This window comes from Mesorhizobium sp. M8A.F.Ca.ET.207.01.1.1, from assembly GCF_004794715.1.
In the GTDB taxonomy this organism is placed as follows: Bacteria; Pseudomonadota; Alphaproteobacteria; order Rhizobiales; family Rhizobiaceae; genus Mesorhizobium.
Window position 1 is genome coordinate 40287 of the sequence record NZ_SRUS01000010.1, and the last position, 17245, is coordinate 57531.

Annotated in this window: 18 protein-coding genes; 12 read left to right on the top strand and 6 right to left on the bottom strand. The window is 64.5% G+C overall.

The annotated features are described in order from the left end of the window. Positions 1 to 141 carry a hypothetical protein gene (locus EN850_RS25890; protein ID WP_023782442.1) on the bottom strand — a complete coding sequence of 47 codons (141 nt, stop codon included), beginning with the start codon at positions 139 to 141 and terminating at the stop codon, positions 1 to 3. A gap of 404 nt (positions 142 to 545) precedes the next feature. Continuing rightward, positions 546 to 1244: a type 1 glutamine amidotransferase gene (locus EN850_RS25900; RefSeq protein WP_136092557.1), complete on the bottom strand. Its 699-nt coding sequence runs from the start codon at positions 1242 to 1244 to the stop codon at positions 546 to 548. An 88-nt stretch (positions 1245 to 1332) separates the two neighbouring features. Here EN850_RS25900 and EN850_RS25905 point away from each other — a divergent pair, with 88 nt between their 5' ends. The 4 genes from EN850_RS25905 to EN850_RS25920 all read left to right on the top strand — a co-directional run bounded on the left by EN850_RS25905 (position 1333) and on the right by EN850_RS25920 (position 5387). Beyond that, a complete protein-coding gene (locus tag EN850_RS25905) occupies positions 1333 to 1980 on the top strand; it encodes a hypothetical protein (RefSeq protein ID WP_135920410.1) in 648 nt (215 codons plus the stop codon). Positions 1981 to 2011: 31 nt separating this feature from the next. Beyond that, positions 2012 to 2746, top strand: coding sequence for a 16S rRNA (uracil(1498)-N(3))-methyltransferase (locus EN850_RS25910; RefSeq protein WP_135920412.1), 735 nt, complete (start codon positions 2012 to 2014; stop codon positions 2744 to 2746). A gap of 145 nt (positions 2747 to 2891) precedes the next feature. Further along, positions 2892 to 4265 carry a glutamate--cysteine ligase gene (locus EN850_RS25915; RefSeq protein ID WP_135920415.1) on the top strand — a complete coding sequence of 458 codons (1374 nt, stop codon included), beginning with the start codon at positions 2892 to 2894 and terminating at the stop codon, positions 4263 to 4265. Between the two features lie 90 nt (positions 4266 to 4355). Beyond that, positions 4356 to 5387: a DUF937 domain-containing protein gene (locus tag EN850_RS25920; protein WP_135880948.1), complete on the top strand. Its 1032-nt coding sequence runs from the start codon at positions 4356 to 4358 to the stop codon at positions 5385 to 5387. Between the two features lie 171 nt (positions 5388 to 5558). On the opposite strand, the gene EN850_RS25925 is transcribed toward EN850_RS25920, so the two are convergent. Further along, entirely contained in the window at positions 5559 to 5849 is a 291-nt protein-coding gene (locus EN850_RS25925; RefSeq protein WP_127280520.1) for a DUF1127 domain-containing protein, read from the bottom strand. Between the two features lie 177 nt (positions 5850 to 6026). On the opposite strand from EN850_RS25925, the gene EN850_RS25930 reads away from it, so the two are divergent. From EN850_RS25930 to EN850_RS25940, 3 genes are all read left to right on the top strand, one after another. Beyond that, positions 6027 to 6983 carry a LysR substrate-binding domain-containing protein gene (locus tag EN850_RS25930; RefSeq protein ID WP_127280522.1) on the top strand — a complete coding sequence of 319 codons (957 nt, stop codon included), beginning with the start codon at positions 6027 to 6029 and terminating at the stop codon, positions 6981 to 6983. 72 nt (positions 6984 to 7055) lie between these two features. Next, the gene (xseA, locus tag EN850_RS25935) at positions 7056 to 8702 is read left to right on the top strand and encodes an exodeoxyribonuclease VII large subunit (RefSeq protein ID WP_136092558.1); all 1647 of its coding nucleotides are present in this window, start codon (positions 7056 to 7058) and stop codon (positions 8700 to 8702) included. 4 nt (positions 8703 to 8706) lie between these two features. Next, positions 8707 to 9825 carry a P1 family peptidase gene (locus EN850_RS25940; protein ID WP_136092559.1) on the top strand — a complete coding sequence of 373 codons (1119 nt, stop codon included), beginning with the start codon at positions 8707 to 8709 and terminating at the stop codon, positions 9823 to 9825. 55 nt (positions 9826 to 9880) lie between these two features. Here EN850_RS25940 and EN850_RS25945 read toward each other — a convergent pair whose 3' ends face one another. Together EN850_RS25945 and EN850_RS25950 are read right to left on the bottom strand one after the other, a co-directional pair. Next, complete coding sequence (locus EN850_RS25945; RefSeq protein WP_015316487.1) at positions 9881 to 10132, bottom strand: DUF768 domain-containing protein; 252 nt, start codon at positions 10130 to 10132, stop codon at positions 9881 to 9883. 400 nt (positions 10133 to 10532) lie between these two features. Beyond that, positions 10533 to 11222: an SDR family NAD(P)-dependent oxidoreductase gene (locus EN850_RS25950; protein WP_136092560.1), complete on the bottom strand. Its 690-nt coding sequence runs from the start codon at positions 11220 to 11222 to the stop codon at positions 10533 to 10535. Positions 11223 to 11254: 32 nt separating this feature from the next. Here EN850_RS25950 and EN850_RS36485 point away from each other — a divergent pair, with 32 nt between their 5' ends. Beyond that, positions 11255 to 11422, top strand: coding sequence for a hypothetical protein (locus EN850_RS36485; RefSeq protein WP_167531258.1), 168 nt, complete (start codon positions 11255 to 11257; stop codon positions 11420 to 11422). Positions 11423 to 11506: 84 nt separating this feature from the next. Here EN850_RS36485 and EN850_RS25955 read toward each other — a convergent pair whose 3' ends face one another. Then, a complete protein-coding gene (locus EN850_RS25955) occupies positions 11507 to 12508 on the bottom strand; it encodes an isopenicillin N synthase family oxygenase (RefSeq protein WP_246689275.1) in 1002 nt (333 codons plus the stop codon). Here EN850_RS25955 and EN850_RS37260 point away from each other — a divergent pair. The 4 genes from EN850_RS37260 (at position 12401) to EN850_RS25975 (ending at position 17226) form a co-directional block, all read left to right on the top strand. Then, the gene (locus EN850_RS37260; protein ID WP_246689282.1) at positions 12401 to 12877 is read left to right on the top strand and encodes a hypothetical protein; all 477 of its coding nucleotides are present in this window, start codon (positions 12401 to 12403) and stop codon (positions 12875 to 12877) included. The two genes, EN850_RS25955 and EN850_RS37260, sit on opposite strands and share 108 nt — an antisense overlap. 189 nt (positions 12878 to 13066) lie before the next feature. Next, positions 13067 to 14128, top strand: a complete 1062-nt coding sequence (locus EN850_RS25965; protein WP_135861824.1) for a hypothetical protein — start codon at positions 13067 to 13069, stop codon at positions 14126 to 14128. 33 nt (positions 14129 to 14161) lie between these two features. Then, on the top strand, positions 14162 to 15454 hold the full coding sequence (locus EN850_RS25970; protein ID WP_136092562.1) for a hypothetical protein: 1293 nt from the start codon (positions 14162 to 14164) through the stop codon (positions 15452 to 15454). Positions 15455 to 15465: 11 nt separating this feature from the next. Beyond that, complete coding sequence (locus EN850_RS25975; protein WP_246689276.1) at positions 15466 to 17226, top strand: hypothetical protein; 1761 nt, start codon at positions 15466 to 15468, stop codon at positions 17224 to 17226. Positions 17227 to 17245 lie beyond the last annotated feature (19 nt).

The following is a 17245-nucleotide window of genomic DNA, read 5'->3' on the forward strand; positions in this document are numbered from 1 at the left end:
TTAGCGCAGGGAGGCGGTGACGCCGTAGCCGTCAACCGCATTGTGGTTGTTGGCGGCATCGGCGGCATAAATACCAAGACCGCAAAGTACGATGGCGGACAGCATGGCAAAGGACAGAAGCGCTGCTTTCACGGAGGTCATCTCTTGTTGAGCTTCCTGCATCTGTGCACGAGGCGGTTACCAATGCGTTGAAACGGAAAATACGTGTCAAAGTTTCGACGATTTCGCGCTTCTAGGTGTGTTCTGTATCGATGGTGTGTCGCACGGGTCACACAAAAGGTTCATCCCGGTTGCACAGCCGACATAGGGCGCGCGCCTTCTAGGATGGCGGGCGGACACAAGCCAAGGATGAAAGGGGTTTTCCCCAACCGGTTTCATGGTCGCGTGCCAATTATGTCACGCGGAGCATGAACGGTCGTTTAGAGCGGATCAGAGTTTGATAGAATCTCTGACCCGCTCTAACTTCTTGTTTTTACGCAATTCCCAAGGGGAAGCGCTGCGCGCTTCTCCCGGGAAAACCGCTACACACTTTTCCTGGAATTGCTCTAGATCGTCGCCACCCAGGCACGGGCGATGGCCAGACCAGCGGCATCGGCGTCAGGACCGTTGCGGGCCATTTCGCCGTCGAGCTTGCCGGCCCAGTCGGGATGGCGCGCGGCGATGGTCGGCGCGAAGGAGGAGCTCCAGTCCTTCACCATGGGCCGGTCGGCCTCGAAATGGAACTGGAAGCCGTAGACGGCGCGGCCGACGCGAAACGCCTGGTTTTCGGCGACATCGTTGCCGGCGAGCCGCACAGCGTCTTCCGGCAGTTCGAACGTGTCGTCGTGCCACTGGAAGATCGGGAACTTTTCCGGCAGCTCAGCCAACACCGCATCGGCCTTGGCATCGGCCGTCAGCGACACGCCGCGCCAGCCGAATTCGTTGGCGCCGCCGATGCGGTTCGCGCCGCCAAAGGCGCGGGCGACGAGTTGACTGCCGAGACAGATACCGAGCACGGCGCGGTCCTTGCCAGCGAAATCGCGGGTCAGTTCGAGCAGCGCCGGGAAATAGGGATATTCTTCGTCGGCCAGCGCATTCTGGCCGCCGCCGAGCACCACCATGGCATCGTGGCCGGTTGCGTCCCGTGGCAGCGCATCACCCTTGTAGGGAAGCCGCACATCAAGATCGGCACCCGCTTCGGCCAGTGCCGCACCGACTTGGCCGAGGCCGGTATTGTCGTAGTTCTGGACTACCAGCACCCGCATCGAAAAACCCTGCTGACATGAAAATGCTGTCGCGAGCGATATCATGGCGCCGGCGTTTCAGCCAAGATGCGTATCCCAGGAGAAAACTATGCCACTGCAGAACCGGGTCGATCCGTTCGGCGCCATTCACGCCGTGCCGGAGCGCGGCCTATTCACCGGCAATCGCGGCATCATCCACGCCCCCGCGACAAAGACGCTCCTGAAAAAGCGCTGGGCGCTTCCGGCCTGGATCATCTGCGTGTGCCAATTCCGCAATGTGCAGCGCGAGCCGATGGGCCGCAACCGGCCCGGTGGCAAGGCCGGCTGGACCGAATTGTTCTTTCTCGACGAGGTGACGGCGCTCGCCGCCGGGCATCGCCCCTGCTTCTTTTGCCAGCGTGAACGGGCCAAGGATTTTGTCGGTCGCTTCGGCCAAGCCTTCGGTATTGCCGAGCCGCGCGCCCCGCAGGTCGACAAGCGACTGCATAAGGAGCGGCTGGCGTCGGGCGGCAAGCGGCCTGCGGTCGCGATGGATGCGCTTGCCGGCCTGCCCGACGGCGCGATGATCGCAGCTGGCGGCAGCGCCTATGCCTTGCGCCACGGCAAGATATTGCCATGGACTTTTGCCGGATACGGCCCGCCAACCAGCCCTGATCATTTCGGGGACGAGACGCTTGTGCTGCTGACCCCGGAAACGACGCTTGCCGTGCTGCGCCATGGCTTTCAACCCGTGTGGCATCCTTCCGCCAAGGCTTGACGCAGGCGGCCGTCTCGCTCATTCCTCGGCCATGCGCGCCAACTACAAGATGCAACGTCTGTTCGTGCCCGACGACCTCGGACCAGACATCGAGTTCGAACCCGGCCAGCAGCAGAGCCATTATCTCCTGCATGTGCTGCGGCTCGCCGAAGGCGCCGAGATCCTTGTCTTCAATGGCCGCGACGGCGAGTGGTCGGCGGCGATATCAGCGAAATCCAAGCGGTCGGTGCGGCTGAAAGTACTGGCGCCGCAAAGACCGCAACCGCCCTTGCCCGACCTCATCTATTGCTTCGCGCCGCTGAAGCAGGGCCGGCTCGACTATCTGGTGCAAAAGGCGGTCGAGATGGGCGCCGGCATCCTGCAACCGGTCATCACCCAGCACACGCAGGTGGCAAAGCCTTCCATCGATCGCCTGCGCGCCAATGTCGTCGAGGCCGCCGAGCAATGCGGCATCCTGGCTGTGCCGGAAGTTCGCGAGGCGGAAAAATTCGAGCGCCTGCTGACCGGGTGGGACAAGGAAAGGCGGCTGATCTTCTGCGACGAGGACGCCTCGACCAACAACCCACTGCCTGCCTTGCAGGCGGTAGAGGAGAAGAAGCTCGCCCTGCTGGTCGGGCCCGAGGGCGGCTTTTCCGACGAGGAGCGCAAGATGCTCCGCGCCCTCCCCTTCGTGACCGCCATTCCGCTCGGGCCACGTATCCTGCGCGCAGACACGGCGGCCGTGGCCGCGCTCGCGGCGATGCAGGCGACAATTGGCGACTGGTAGGACGTTGTCTGTTGCAAGAGGTGCTCGCGGGCCGAGGTCTTCAATTCCTCTTGACCTGTGGCTCAGGATTTTTCGCTTGATCGGCTACTGACATTTCGTCCATTTAGCGCCGGCGGTGGGTCCAACCGCCTTTGAGGGCTTGAAAATGGCGCGCGACACAACCGATTTCCGGCCAATCGAAGGCGTAGACGAGCTTGTCGAGCATCTAGCCGAAGGCAACAAGCCGCGCGAAAAATGGCGCATCGGCACCGAGCACGAGAAATTCCCGTTCTATGTCGATGGCAACGCACCGGTGCCTTACGGCGGCGAGCGCGGCATCCGCGCCATCCTCGAAGGCATGCAGAACAAGCTGGGCTGGGATCCCATCATCGATGACGGCCGCATCATCGGCCTGGTCGAGCCGACAGGCCAGGGCGCGATCTCGCTTGAGCCTGGCGGCCAGTTCGAACTCTCCGGCGCGCCGCTGGAAACGATCCACCAGACCTGCCGCGAAGGCAATGCACACCTGGCGCAGGTGCGCGAGATCGCCGAGCCGATGGGCATCCGCTTCCTCGGCCTCGGCGGCAGCCCGAAATGGTCGCTGGCCGAAACGCCGAAAATGCCGAAGTCGCGTTATGAAATCATGACGCGTTACATGCCCAAGGTCGGCACCAAGGGTCTCGACATGATGTATCGCACCTGTACGATCCAGGTTAACCTCGACTTCGAGAGCGAAGCCGACATGCGCCGCAAGATGCAGGTGTCGCTGAAGCTGCAGCCGCTGTCGACGGCGCTGTTCGCCAATTCGCCCTTCACCGACAGCCGGCCGAACGGGCTGCAGAGCTGGCGCGGCGACATCTGGCGCGACACCGACAACCAACGCTCCGGCCTGCTCGAATTCTGCTTCTCGCCCGATTTCGGCTTCGCCGACTATGTCGAATGGGCGCTCGACGTGCCGATGTATTTCGTCATCCGCGACGGCCACTATCACGACATGACGCATATCACCTTCCGCCAGTTCATGGCCGGGGCCGCGCGCAACGAAGTGCCGGACGGGCTGCCGACGATGGGCGACTGGGCGAACCACCTGTCGACCTTGTTCCCCGACGTGCGGCTGAAGCGTTTCCTGGAAATGCGCGGCGCCGATGGCGGCCCCTGGCGGCGCATCTGCGCGCTGCCGGCTTTCTGGGTCGGCCTGCTTTACGACGAGGCGGCGCTCGATGCCGCCGAGGCGTTGACGTCGAGCTGGACCTACAAGGAAGTGCTGGCCATGCGCAATGCCGTGCCTGAACTCGGCATTTCCGCACCCTTCCGCAACACCACGCTGCGCGAGGTCGCCCGCGACGTCATGGCCATTTCGCGCACCGGGCTGAAGAACCGCGGCAAGAAGAACCGCGACGGCTACGACGAAACCTCGTTCCTGAACACGCTCGACGAGGTCGTGGCGCGCGGCACCACCAGCGCCGAGGAGATGCTGTCGGCCTATCACACGCGCTGGGGCGGCTCGATCGAGCCTGTGTTCATGGAATATGCCTATTAACCCCCGCACGCTGACGGGCGGCAAAAGCCGCTTCAATCGGGCGTTGAAACGAATTAGGCTCTCTTCGAGGATTTCCCGGAGGAGAAGCCGATGCCTACCTTGTTCGACATGCTGACGCAGGCCCAGAACGGCAACGGCATGCAGGCGCTTGCCCAACAATACGGGCTTTCGCTGCAGCAGACACAGGCGGCGGTCGCCGCACTGCTGCCGGCCTTTTCACAAGGGTTGCAGCGCAACACCGCCGATCCCTATGGGCTCGGCGCCTTCATGACGGCGATGGCAAGCGGCCAGCACGCCAAGTATTTCGAGGACGCGACGCGCGCCTTCTCACCGCAAGGCGTCGACGAGGGCAACGGCATTCTGGGCCATCTGTTCGGCTCGAAGGATTTGTCGCGTGCCGTGGCCAGCCAGGCGGCGCAGGCGAGCGGCGTCAGCCAGCAGGTGCTGCAACAGATGCTGCCCGCGATCGCGTCGATGGTAATGGGCGGACTGTTCAAGCAGACGACAAGCCAGATGCAGGCAGCGGCTGGTCTGGGTGGCGGCGGCAACAATCCACTGGGGGAGATCATCGAGCAGATGATGCGGCAGGGCGGCATGCAGGCGCCGGCGCCACAACAGCGCCAGGCGCCGTCCCCTCAGAACCCCATGGACAACCCGCTCGGCAAGGTCTTGCAGGACATGTTCGGCGGCGGCTCACCGCAACCACAAAGCCAGCCGCAGCCGGCGCCAAATCCCTATGGCGACAATCCGCTCGGCAAGGTGCTGCAGGATATGTTCGGCGGCGGCGCGCCACAGCAACCACAAAGCCGACCCCAGCCCCAGCAGACGCAGAGCCCATACGGCGACAACCCGCTTGGGAAAATCTTCGAGGAGATGCTGCGGCAAGGCGGAGGCGGAGGCTTCGGCCTGCCCGGCGGGCAGCCGGGGCCACAGCCTCAAGCGCCGCAGCCGCAGCCGCGCCAGGCACCACAGCCGCAGGTCAATCCAAGCGGCCGGCCTCGGAACCCGTTCGACGACATTTTCGGCAAGATGTTCGAGACCGGCGCCCAGCAGCGTGACGACTACCAGAAGGGCGTGGAAACGATCTTCGACCAGTTCAAGCGAGACATGGACCGGCGATAGGCGTCAGGCCAAAGCCATTTCCCGGCAAGCTAGAAAAGAAAAGCCCGATCCTTGGGAGGACCGGGCAGCGTGCAGGCAGGCCGGCGGGGAACCGGCAGGGAGTGGGGAGCCTGCATGAAACTTGGTCGCGCTGAACCGCAGAAAGGTTCAACAAGACCGAAACTGAACCAATCAGGCTACCTTGCGGGCGATATCCTCGATCGTTTCCACGCGGTCGCTGGCGATCTCACGCAGGATTGCCGTCGGATCGCGGCCGAACGGCACGTCGATCGCGACATGCAGGTCGGCGCGCGTCAGGCCGATATCGGCAAGCTCGGCATCCGACATCTCGCCCAGGCGGTAGAAAGCACGGCGGTTTTTCCAGGCGCGGTAGATATTGAAGGCCGTGTTGACCACGCGCGCCGCAACGGACGGACGCGAAGTGATGCGCGAGGTCTCGGTGGCGAAATCGATCGTGGTCATGTCGGTCTCCTTCAGACTCGAACAGACGAAACCCGACGATCGGCGCTGGCGACAGCGGCCGTTCCGGCTTCGATTCACATGCCTTCATGTGGACAATGCGAATTTGCCATCGACCGATTGATTAATCCAACGAATGTTTTTAATCTTTGGCATCAACACTAGTGATGGATCATGTCGATGAAAGCGCCGCTCGATCTCGATCAATTGCAGACCTTCATCTCGATCGCCGACACTGGCAGCTTCACGCGCGCAGCGGAAGAAGTGCACCGAACCCAGTCGGCGGTGTCGATGCAGATGCGCCGGCTGGAGGAGCGGATCGGCAAGCCGCTGTTCGAGAAGGAAGGGCGCACCAACCGGCTGACGGAGGAAGGCGACAAGCTGCTCTCCTATGCAAGGCGGCTGCTCTATCTCAATCGCGAGACGCTCGCCGCCTTCGACGACCAGCGGCTCGAAGGCACGATCCGCATCGGCACGCCGGACGACTATGCAGATCGTTTCCTGCCGGAAATCATGGCACGTTTCACCCGCTCCAATCCGCGCGTCGAACTGACCGTCATCTGCGAGCCGACGCCGGGACTGGTTGAACACATCAAGCGCGGCAATCTCGACCTGGCGCTGGTGACGCACAATGATGTGCGCGGCCAGTCGGAAGTCGTGCGACGTGAGCCGCTGCTGTGGGTATCCTCGGCCAACCACGCGACGCACGAGCAGGAAATCCTGCCGATGGCCTTCGGCCGGCCGAACTGCATCTGGCGGCGCGCCGCCGTCGACGTGCTGGACCAGCAGAACCGCGACTACCGCATCCTGTTCACCAGCTTCTCGGCGACCGTGATCACCGCGGCCGTGCTGTCCGGCCTGGCGGTCTCGGTGCTGCCGGAATGCGCGCTCAGGCCTGGCATGCGGGTGCTGGGCGAAGCCGATGGCTTCGGCGCCCTGCCGGACTGCCGCATCGGCATCATGCGCGGCCAGACCTCGCGGCCGGAGATTGTCGATGCGCTTGCCCGCCATATTTCGGAAAGCCTGGACAACATCTCGATCCCGCTTGGCGAGGAAACGGGAACGTTCGACTTCGCGGCCCTCGCCTTCGCCAAGATGAAGCGGAGCAAGCCGAACCAGATCCTGCCGGGCTGGTAGGATGCAGGTCATCAATATCGGGGCTGACATGGCTGCCTTGACGTGGGACGCCAACCAGCCCTCAATCGGCCGATGAGCGAAGCAGCATCCGAATCACGCACCAACGCCACCGAATACACGGTGAGCGAGATATCGGGCGCGCTGAAGCGCACGGTCGAGGACGTCTTCGGCAATGTGCGGGTGCGCGGCGAAATTTCGGGCTATCGCGGGCCGCATTCCTCGGGTCACGCCTATTTCGCGCTGAAGGACGACCGCGCCCGGCTCGACGCCGTGGTGTGGAAAGGCACGATGAGCCGGCTGAAATTCCGTCCCGAGGAAGGGATGGAGGTGATCGCCACCGGCAAACTCACCACCTATCCCGGCAAGTCCAACTACCAGATCGTCATCGATAATCTGGAGCCGGCCGGCGCCGGGGCGCTGATGGCGCTGCTCGAGGAGCGCAAGCGCCGGCTGCAGGCGGAAGGGCTTTTCGATGCGGGCCGCAAACGCCGGCTGCCGTTCATGCCCCGCGTCATCGGCGTCGTCACCTCGCCGACCGGCTCGGTCATCCGCGACATCATCCACCGCATCAAGGACCGCTTTCCGCTGCATGTGCTGGTCTGGCCGGTGCGCGTGCAGGGCGACACGGCGAGTGCGGAAGTGACCAATGCCGTGACCGGTTTCAACGCGCTGGCATGGGACAGCCCTATCCAGCGTCCCGATCTCTTGATCGTCGCGCGCGGTGGCGGCAGCCTGGAAGATCTGTGGGGCTTCAACGACGAGGCACTCGCCCGCGCCGTCGCCGCCTCGGGCATTCCGGTGATCTCGGCGGTCGGCCACGAGACCGACTGGACGCTGATCGACCTCGTCGCCGATGTGCGGGCGCCAACACCGACGGGCGCGGCCGAAATCGCGGTGCCGGTGAAGGCGGACCTCGAAGCGACGCTGGCCAGCCTCGGCGCACGGCTCAAGGCAGCCGTCCTGCGCAATTTCGAGCGCAAGCGGCAAGCAACACGTGCAGCAGCGCGTGCGCTGCCCTCGCCTGATCAATTGCTGGCGCTGCCGCGCCGGCGCCTCGACGAAGCGACATCGAGGCTCGGCCGTGGCCTGATGGTTTCCACCGAGCGTAAGCGGGCGCGATTCTTCGCCGTAAAATTGACGCCGGCGATGCTGTCGCAGCGGATTGCCGAGGCGCGGCGCACCAACGACCGTAATCTTTTGCGTGCGCAAGGGGCGCTGCGTACTCTGGCGAGAAGCCGGCGGGCGGAACTCAATCGTGCAGCGGATCAGTTGCCAAAATGCGCCAAGGCATCGCTGCAACGGCACAGGCAGCAACTGGCTTTGCTGCAGGGCCGCATCACGATCGAGCCGACAGCACGGCGGCAACGTGTTCATAGAGATTTGCTGACCGCTTTGACGCGACGCGGCGGCCAGGCGATGCTGCTTAGGCTGGAGCGGTTGCGCGGCCGCATCATCCAGGCCGACCGGCTGATGGCGACGTTGTCGCACAAGGCCGTCCTGGCGCGCGGCTTCGTGCTGGTGAAGGACGCCGACGGCGCCGTCATCAAGCAGGCCGCGGACGTGGCGTCGGGTATGGCGCTTTCGCTGGAGTTCGCCGACGGCACTGCCGATGCGGTGGCAACCAGCGGCGCGGCGCGGCCAAAGCCCGCCGCCAGGCCCGCGGCCAAGGCCCCAGTTGCCAAGACGAGAGAACCCGGCAATCAGGGATCCTTGTTCTAAGAGCATGACCGACAATCCGCACCATCTGGCAACACCGTCGGGCAAGCCGCGCGCGCGAAGCTTCAATATCGACTTCGACGCAACGCCTGGGCCGTTCAATGCGATCACCGACGTGCCAGGGGTCGCGGTCGGCTATACGACGCTGATTTCAGGCGATGGTGCGCTTGTCGTCGGCAAGGGACCGGTGCGCACCGGCGTGACCGCCATCCTGCCCAGGCCTCGCGCCGAGCTGGCCACGCCGGTCTTTGCCGGCATCTTCAGCCAAAACGGCAATGGCGAGCTGACCGGCTCGCACATCATCGAGGAAACCGGTGCTTTCAACTTCCCGATCACCATCACCAACACGCATTCCTGCGGTGTTTCGCGTGACGGCACGCTGCGCTGGATGAACCGGGTGCTGCCGGCCGCGATCGACAGCGCCTGGGGTTTGCCGGTGGCGGCGGAGACCTATGACGGGTTTCTCAACGACATAAACGGCCACCATCTGACATCGGAGCATGTCACCGAGGCGCTCGACGGCGCGGCCGGCGGACCGGTCGAGGAAGGCAGCGTCGGCGGCGGCACCGGCATGATCACCTTCGGCTTCAAGGCAGGCTCGGGCACGGCATCGCGCATCGTCGCATGGCAAGGGCGCACCTACACGGTTGGCGCTTTCGTGCAGTCGAATTTCGGCAAGCGGCACAATTTCACGATGCGTGGCCGGCGCGCCGATCCCGAACTCACCGAACCAGCGATCCGCGAAGCCACGTCGCGCGCGGAAAAGGGTTCGATCATCGCCGTCATCGCCACCGACGCGCCGTTCCTGCCGCACCAGATGAAGCGGCTGGCACGGCGTGTGCCGCTCGGCGTCGCCATGACCGGCGGCTTCGGCTATCACAGTTCGGGCGACATCTTCCTCGCCTTCTCGACAGCCAACCCCGCCGCGGCGCTGGGGCTGTCTGGCCGCATCGCCAGCGCCGATTTCATTCCCGACGCAGACATCGACCCGTTCTTCGACGCGGTGATCCAGGCGGTGGAGGAATCGATCCTCAACGCCCTGGTCGCCAATGACGACATGACCGGCCGCGACGGCAATTTCGTGCCGGCGCTGCCAAAGGCGTGGCTGAAAGAAAAGTTCGGCTGAGACGAAAACGCGGGCCGAACGGCCCGCGCTTTCAGACAGGGTTGTCCCTGAAAATCTATTCCGCGGCCTTGCTGGAAGCCTGCTGGTTTTCGTCCGCCTCGGCCGCTTCCTCGAGCCGGGAAGCGATCAATTCCTGGATGTCGCCGACTTCCTCCTGGATGTCCTCCAGCGGTATGCCGACCTCGGCTGCCTTGGCGGCGCATTCGCGGGCCAATGTCTCGGCCTGTTTCTCGATCCTGGCGTGGGACTGGCAATGGACCTTTTCACCGATCCATCCCCGCAAGAACTCGATCGCATGTTCACTCATACTGCTTTTCCCTGGCGGCAAAGCCGGTTGGTAATCATAAACGTCGGCATCCCGCAAAGGATGCATGCTCCCATTCCAGCCGAGTCGCGGCCAGCCGGCAAGCCAATGCCGTCCAGGGTCCACAGAGCCGAAGGAAATCGAGGGGTGAAGAACATTTTCTGATTCTGAAGGACTGTACCGTTGGCGGGATCTGCCCGCTCCGAGCAATTGCTTCTACCTTTTACGGCTTCCAGTCCGTTTCGTATCTCAATGGCTGTCGCTGCAGCCGCCTTATGACGTTACGCTTCAAGGCGCGAGCCATCGAAGCCGCCGCTATATAGTGACATCCTCATGCGATGTCGACTCTCCTCAAGGCCTGTGCACACGAGCCATGCAAAGGTCGCATGGATCGCTGATGCGGTCAGAAGTTTTCGACCCATGGCCTGAGCTCCATTTCCCAGGTCCAGGCGCTGCGGTGCTGGCGGTGGATGGAGAGATAGGCCGCGGCGATCGCATCCGGCGACAGCCGGCGGTCCTGCGGCTCGGACTCCTGTCCGGACGCGGCCGAGGCGATGGCCCCGTCGATGATGAAATGCGCGACGTGAATGTTCTTGGGCGCCAGTTCACGGGCCATGGATTGCGCCAGCCCGCGCAATCCGAATTTGGGCATGGCAAAGCCGGCAGAGCCGGCGAACCCCTTCACGCTTGCCGTCGCGCCGGTGAAAAGGATCGACCCCGAGCCCAAGGCCAGCATCCGGCGGGCCGCCTGCTGAGCCACCAAGAACCCACCATAGGCCCCGACCAGGAGCGCCTGACGGACCGCCTCGGGATCGAGCTCTGCTATCGGGCCGCGAGCGCGGCCGCTGGCGTTGAAAACCACGAGGGAAAGCGGGCCAGCCTTGTCGGCGACATCAAACAGCTGCTCCACCGAGGCCGGATCCGAGACATCCGTCGCCACGGCTTGCGCGCCGGCTTGCGCCTGCAATGCACCGAGCTTCTCGATATTTCGAGCGGCCAGGACGATTTGGAACCCTTCCCTGGCGAGAAGACGCGCCAGCGATGCGCTCAATCCAGAACCCGCTCCGGCAATGACGGCGACATTGGATGTCATGTGACCTCTCCTTCTTCCACTGATTGCAACGGTTGGCGCATGCCGAAGTCTGCCGGATCAACGCCGCACCGGCAACGCGCAAGGCGGAAAGAAAAATGGCCGGGCGCGAAACGCCCGGCCAAAAGAAGGTCACAACCTTCAGAGGGGAACACCGTTCAGCGAAATGGGAGGAGAACACCGAACGGATTTTTCTCTTTTGAACCGATCTTCACGCAGATGCGACGAACGATTTTCCAAAATCAGCCGGGACTGCAAAAAATCCATTCGTTCTTGTGGCAACAGGCTCAACCCGCTCCGGTTTCCGGCTCAAGCAGGTCGGCGTAATGGCGGCGCGCGACGTCGGGATGCGAGCGCAGCCGGCTTTTCAGCACATTGGTTCCGACATCGCGAAACAGCGGATTGTCCGGATCGCTGGCCGGCCCGCGCGCCTGCGTCGCCAATTCCTCGGGGAGTTCGAGCAGCGGTATCGTCGCATCGAGTTTGGCGCTGAAGAAGAACGGCACCGAAATGCGTTCAATGCCGGCGGGCGGCGTCACGACGCGATGCACGGTCGCACGCAAATAGCCGTTCGAGGCCAGCTCGAGCAATTCACCGATGTTGACGACGAGCGTGCCGGGAATGGGGTCCACATCCACCCAGCTGCCATCATAGTCGACCTGCAGCCCCTTATTGTCATCCTGAAGCAACAGCGTCAGGAAACCGCCATCCTTGTGGGCGCCGACACCTTGATCACCGCCGGTCGCCTCACGGCCCGGATAGCGCACGATCTTCATGCGGTGGTTTGGCTGCTCACGGTAGATCGGGTCGAAGGCATCCTCTGGCTGGTCGAGCGACAGCGCGAAGGCTTTCAAGAGCCTGATGGCCACCCCTGTCGCCTTGGCCTGCCATGCCAGCAGGGCGGGTTTGAGTTCCGGCAACGCAGCCGGCCACTGGTTCGGCCCCTGCAGCCGCGTCCAGGCGGGAATTCCGGGGCCTTGCACTATGGGCTGGCGCTCGACGCCGATATCGAGCTGTTCGCGCCAGTCGGCCTTGCCCTTGGTCAGCTCGCCGCCGGCGCGCGTATAGCCGCGGAACTGCGAGGACTTGACCATCTCGATCGCGAGCTTGTCGGCCTCGGCCAAGGCAAAGAAGCGGCGGGACGCGGTGAGCACCTCGCTGATCTCGGCCCAGGAGATCCCGTGTCCGGCCAGGTAGAAAAAGCCGATGTCACGCGAGGCGGAGCGGAGATCCGCCAGAAATGTCCGACGTTCCGATGCGCCTTGCTCAAAGCGGCTCAAATCGAGCACGGGTACTATTCTGGGCATATCAGGCTCATTTACCGGTTTCTTTCCGCCGCCAATGCCTACAAGTCTCATCGACTCCCCCTTGCCCGGAAAGAAACGATTGGCCCTTCAAAAGCCATCGCGACGAATAATTTTCCACGCCGCGCAGGCGATATGATGATGATCGTGATCACGGCAGGAGATATGGCCGAACTGAGAAGGGTGTTGCGTTGCGGTAAAGACGAGGAAGACTTCCCAACCTTATGGCGAGCCTGGCCGGCGACGGCGGCTTTCAGCATGCCGCGAAGTATTTATGGGCCTTTCTCCAATTTTTGGCGCTTCACGTCAGATATCAGCCGTAAATCCGTTTATAATAAAATTATAGTAAAATAATACTCGCAATATATTTGTTTTAAGCACAAAATTCCGCACCTGAATAGTCGCCGATACTGGCGACCATCTTCGAGCTACCCAGTCCTGCCGACTTGAGGGCGATCACTTCAGGGGGGACTATCCCAACCGGCGTTAATCGCTTTGGTCCCGCTCTCCTGAGGGGCCGATCGCTCAAGAGGAGATCTCGAGATGGACGGGTATGACGAATCGATGTTCGACGACCTAGCCTTTGATGAAGCGGAAGGCCCCGCCGACAGCTATGACGAATTCGACGAAATGGACGAAGGCGACGGCTTCGAAGGTGCCGATGAAGGCGACGAAGGCGACGAGTATGACGCGGGCGACGAGTACGAGGCTTCGAGCTTCGACGAGATGGACGCCGGCGACGAATTCGATGAAGGCGACGACTTCGACGAAGGCGACGATTTCGACGAGGGCGATGATGACGGCTGGGACCAGGCGCTGGGCTTCGCGCTCGCGGCTGAAGACAGCGACGAGTTCTTCCGGCGCATCGCCCGCGGCATACGCGGCGCCGTGCGCACCGTGCGGCGTGCCGCTCCCACCATCGGCCGCATCGCCCGCGCCGTGGCGCCGGTCGCCAGCCTCATCCCAGGCTACGGCACCGCAATTGGCGGCGTTGCCAATGTCATCGGCCAGCTGATGGCGGACGAAGCCTCCGAGGACGAAGCGCTCGACGCCTTCGCCGAGCTCGCGGTGCGCAATCGCGCCGCCATCCCGCTGGTCGCGGGGCTCGCCGCCAGACGCGTGCTCGGCCCCGCCGCCGCCCGCATGCCGGCGGCCGCCCGCGTCCAGGCGGTGCGCACCGTGCGCCGCGCCGCCACCCAGCTCGTCAACCGTGGCGGGCCGACCGCGATCCGCGCCTTGCCGCGCATTGCCAACAGCGTGCGCCGCACCGCGGTCACCCGCCGCACCCCGGCTTCCGTCCGGCCAATGGTGCTGGCGCGTACCGCGCGCCGTGTCGCGGCACGCGGGCATGGCCTGCGCCGGCAGCTGACGCAGCCCTTGCAGAGAGGGCGGCGGATCGTGCGCCGCACGGCCGCGGCGGTCCGCTCCGGCATGTCTCCGGCACGCAACCTGGCGCGCGCCGCCGGGCGGGCGCTCGGGGGAATGGGCGGCATTGGCGGTTGGACCGGTGGGTATGCACCTGGCTATGGCCATGGCCAGGGGTCCGGGCGCCGGCGGCGTATCGTCATCCGTGGTCCGGTCAGCATCACCATCCGGCCCAACTGAAACCCTCTCGGTGCAACCAGAAGGATCGTGGCGATGCGCACGGGTTCTTCGACCAGGCGGTTCCTGGACACCAAGCTGCGGGCGCTGAAGGCGCGCGCGCAGCGCCTGAACCGGCTGACGCCGCGGCGCATCGGGCTGCGTCCCGAAGACCTGCCCTATGCGCCGTCGCGGGCCCATTTCCACGCCGCCAACCGGCGGCTGGCCGCCATCGGCAACGCCATCAACCGGCAGATCGCCGTGATCGAACGCGGCTGGCCGCCGGCGACGGCGCAGGCGGCTCTCACCCAGATGGCGTTGCTCGACCGCAGCATCGACCGGCTGCGCCGCAGCTTCGGCATGTTCTTCGAGGTGATGTCGCAGCGCGGCTCGGGCTTCGCGCCGGCGCTGGCCGCCCATGACGCGATCGCGATGGACTGTTATACCGTCGTCCGCGCGGCCTTGCCCGGCGTCTTCGCCGGCCCGCTGCTGAAGCCGCTGACCTATATGGAACACGGCTATTCGCCGGCGACGCAGCGTCGTGGCGTGGCGCTGGCGCGGCTGCTCGGCGACAGCAATCCGTTCCCGGTGATCCGCGTCCCCTGGGACCGCGACAATCCCTGGCAGTCGGTATTCCTGCACGAGGTCGCGCATAATCTGCAGGCCGATATGGGCCTGTGGCAGGAAAACGCGCAGGCGGTCGGCAACCGTCTGGCCTCGATGCGCTTCGATCCGCTCGTGGTGACCATTCTGCGCCGCTGGCACAAGGAGATCTTCGCGGACCTCGCGGCGCTGCTGCTCGGTGGCACGGCGTCGGTCTGGGGCATGATGGAGTTCCTCGCCCATCCCGGCGCGCGCGCCTTGACCTATCGCCCGGGCGGCGCGCATCCGACCGGCTGGATCCGGGTTTTGATCCTGACCGAAATGCTGCGGCGCATGGGTTTTGCCGCAGAGGCGGCGCGCGCCGAACGCGTCTGGCGCGCGCTCTACAATCCGGCGCGCGGCCACAGGCTGCCTCCCGTCCTGCTTGCGTCGGTGCCGCGCCTCATCCCGGCGGTGGTCGACGAAATCGCCTACCAGCCTCGGCGGGGGCTGGGCCAGCACGCGCTGGCCGATGCCATTCCATTCACGCGCGCCGACGAAGCCCGCATCCGGCGCGGCGGAATCCAGATCGCGGCGGGGCACGTACCCGACCTGCCGCCACGCTTTCTTGTGTCGGCCAGCCGTTTCGCGCTGGAGGCCGGCGCCGAACCGGACGCCATTGCCAAGCTAGTCATCAGGAACCTGGCCCAGCGCCAGGCAAGCCGACGGCCCGCCGCGCAACCGTCCCCAGCCGCACTCGTTGCATGAGGTGAGATGTCATGGCCGACCTGTTTACAACCGCCGCCAGCCCGGTCTCGAAATTTCGGTCGCCCGCCACGGTCGCCGTCGACAATCTGCTGCGCAAGACGCTGCGCGTCAGTGATCCGCGCGATCCCGACCAGATGGCCAACGCGCTGCTGAACTTCTACCCGCAGGAAGCGGACAGGGACCGCCGCGAACGCGCCGGCCTGCCGTATTCGAGCGTGCCCGATTATGTGCCGCAGGTGCGGAACACCGGCCCGTCCTCGGTCGAAATGGCCCAGGCGCAGGACGATCTCGAGCGCGACCTGCAGACGCTTTCGACCTCCTCGCCACTGAAGGACATCCGCATCGAGATGATTGGCTGGGGCCGCTCGATCCGGCAGCTCGCCAATGACGGGCTGGCCGCCGCGCGCCTTTCGCTGGATTCGGTCAACCACGACCGCGCCATGTCGGCGCGCCGCCAGCTCGGCGAGTATTCGCGCCTGGCACGCTATGTCGGCACGCTGACCGATGGCAGCGCCATCCTGTTCCGGCGCTTTGCCCAGAGCTGCGACGTGCTGGCGGGGCTCATCCTTGTCGCCATCGGCGAGGGGCTGGCGTCCAACGGCATCACACGCAGCACCTCGATCGTGCGTTCGGCGGCCGGTGAGCTGCAGGCGCGCCGCAATGCTGTCATCATGGCGCTGCGCAGCCTGACCGGCTCGGTCGAAAGCGCGCTTGGCCAGGAGGACTGGCCGCGCGGCATCGAAGCCTACCGCAATCTGGTCCTGCAACTGGAAGCCGGCGGCCAGGCGGACCTGCGTGCCCTTCTGGAAGAGAACGCGCTGTCGCAGGCGATGGACGACCTGGTCGACCTCTCGACCGGGGCAAGCGTCGAGAGCCTGCGTGAACTGTCGACCGCGTCGGCGATGCTGGTTCACCGCTTCCAGCGCCTGATCCAGTTCGGCCAGAGCATTCCGGTTCCGATCGACGTGCCGATCACATCGGGACCACCGGAATCGCCGCCGCTGGTCGCGTTCGTCTCCAGCCTGCAGCTGTTCGTCGATGCCTTCGTCGCCAAGGGCAGCTCGCGGCTGCTCTATGTCGCGCGTCCGCCGATCATCGTTTACGGCCTCTATGGCGCCGGCGGCCCCGACCAGGGCGCCGTCCGGCTGATGAACCTCACCATCGCGCGCGGTTTCCTGCTCGAGCAGGTCGACTGCTTCGCCGGCTGCGGCTGCGACGACGACGAGATCAGCTGCCAGGTGCTCCTGGATTACATGCTGTTCCTGCTCGACCGGGCGATCGATCTCTATGCGGTCGGCATCGATCCGGACGGCCTCGGTGAACAGGAGAGACGGGCGACCGCCGTCGGCCTCGCCGTCGGCGCGGTGCTGGACCTGACCGACCAGGTGGCGAGCCCCGGCGTGCTGCTGTGCGAATTCAGCGACAAGCTGAAGACCAAACTCGCCACCATCTCCGGCGAGTTGCTCGACCCGTTCGGTGGCGCTGGCGCCTGGGACCCCGGTCTCAAGGGGCTGATGGTGCGTGAGCTGCGAACCTTCTACCAGGCCGAGGAGCAGACCGAGCGCCTGGTGCGGTCGCTGACCCAGCAATGCGACTTCAACGTTTTCAACTTCCGCAACAACCAGTCGCTGATCCGCTGGATGATCCGCACGATCCTGCAGAACACGTTCAACCAGGGCACCAACCTGCCGAGCCCGGTCCAGATGCCGTCGCCTATCGCGAGCTCGATGGCTAGCATGGGTCAGAACCGTCCCGACTACTGGTCGGCGTGAGCAGGCATGAGAGGAGCAG

Coding starts and splice junctions, on each gene's coding strand:
- EN850_RS25890 (WP_023782442.1), bottom strand. CDS start 141: ATGACCTCCGTGAAAGCAGCGCTTCTGTCCTTTGCCATGCTGTCCGCC.
- EN850_RS25900 (WP_136092557.1), bottom strand. CDS start 1,244: ATGCGGGTGCTGGTAGTCCAGAACTACGACAATACCGGCCTCGGCCAA.
- EN850_RS25905 (WP_135920410.1), top strand. CDS start 1,333: ATGCCACTGCAGAACCGGGTCGATCCGTTCGGCGCCATTCACGCCGTG.
- EN850_RS25910 (WP_135920412.1), top strand. CDS start 2,012: ATGCGCGCCAACTACAAGATGCAACGTCTGTTCGTGCCCGACGACCTC.
- EN850_RS25915 (WP_135920415.1), top strand. CDS start 2,892: ATGGCGCGCGACACAACCGATTTCCGGCCAATCGAAGGCGTAGACGAG.
- EN850_RS25920 (WP_135880948.1), top strand. CDS start 4,356: ATGCCTACCTTGTTCGACATGCTGACGCAGGCCCAGAACGGCAACGGC.
- EN850_RS25925 (WP_127280520.1), bottom strand. CDS start 5,849: ATGACCACGATCGATTTCGCCACCGAGACCTCGCGCATCACTTCGCGT.
- EN850_RS25930 (WP_127280522.1), top strand. CDS start 6,027: ATGAAAGCGCCGCTCGATCTCGATCAATTGCAGACCTTCATCTCGATC.
- xseA (WP_136092558.1), top strand. CDS start 7,056: ATGAGCGAAGCAGCATCCGAATCACGCACCAACGCCACCGAATACACG.
- EN850_RS25940 (WP_136092559.1), top strand. CDS start 8,707: ATGACCGACAATCCGCACCATCTGGCAACACCGTCGGGCAAGCCGCGC.
- EN850_RS25945 (WP_015316487.1), bottom strand. CDS start 10,132: ATGAGTGAACATGCGATCGAGTTCTTGCGGGGATGGATCGGTGAAAAG.
- EN850_RS25950 (WP_136092560.1), bottom strand. CDS start 11,222: ATGACATCCAATGTCGCCGTCATTGCCGGAGCGGGTTCTGGATTGAGC.
- EN850_RS25965 (WP_135861824.1), top strand. CDS start 13,067: ATGGACGGGTATGACGAATCGATGTTCGACGACCTAGCCTTTGATGAA.
- EN850_RS25970 (WP_136092562.1), top strand. CDS start 14,162: ATGCGCACGGGTTCTTCGACCAGGCGGTTCCTGGACACCAAGCTGCGG.
- EN850_RS25975 (WP_246689276.1), top strand. CDS start 15,466: ATGGCCGACCTGTTTACAACCGCCGCCAGCCCGGTCTCGAAATTTCGG.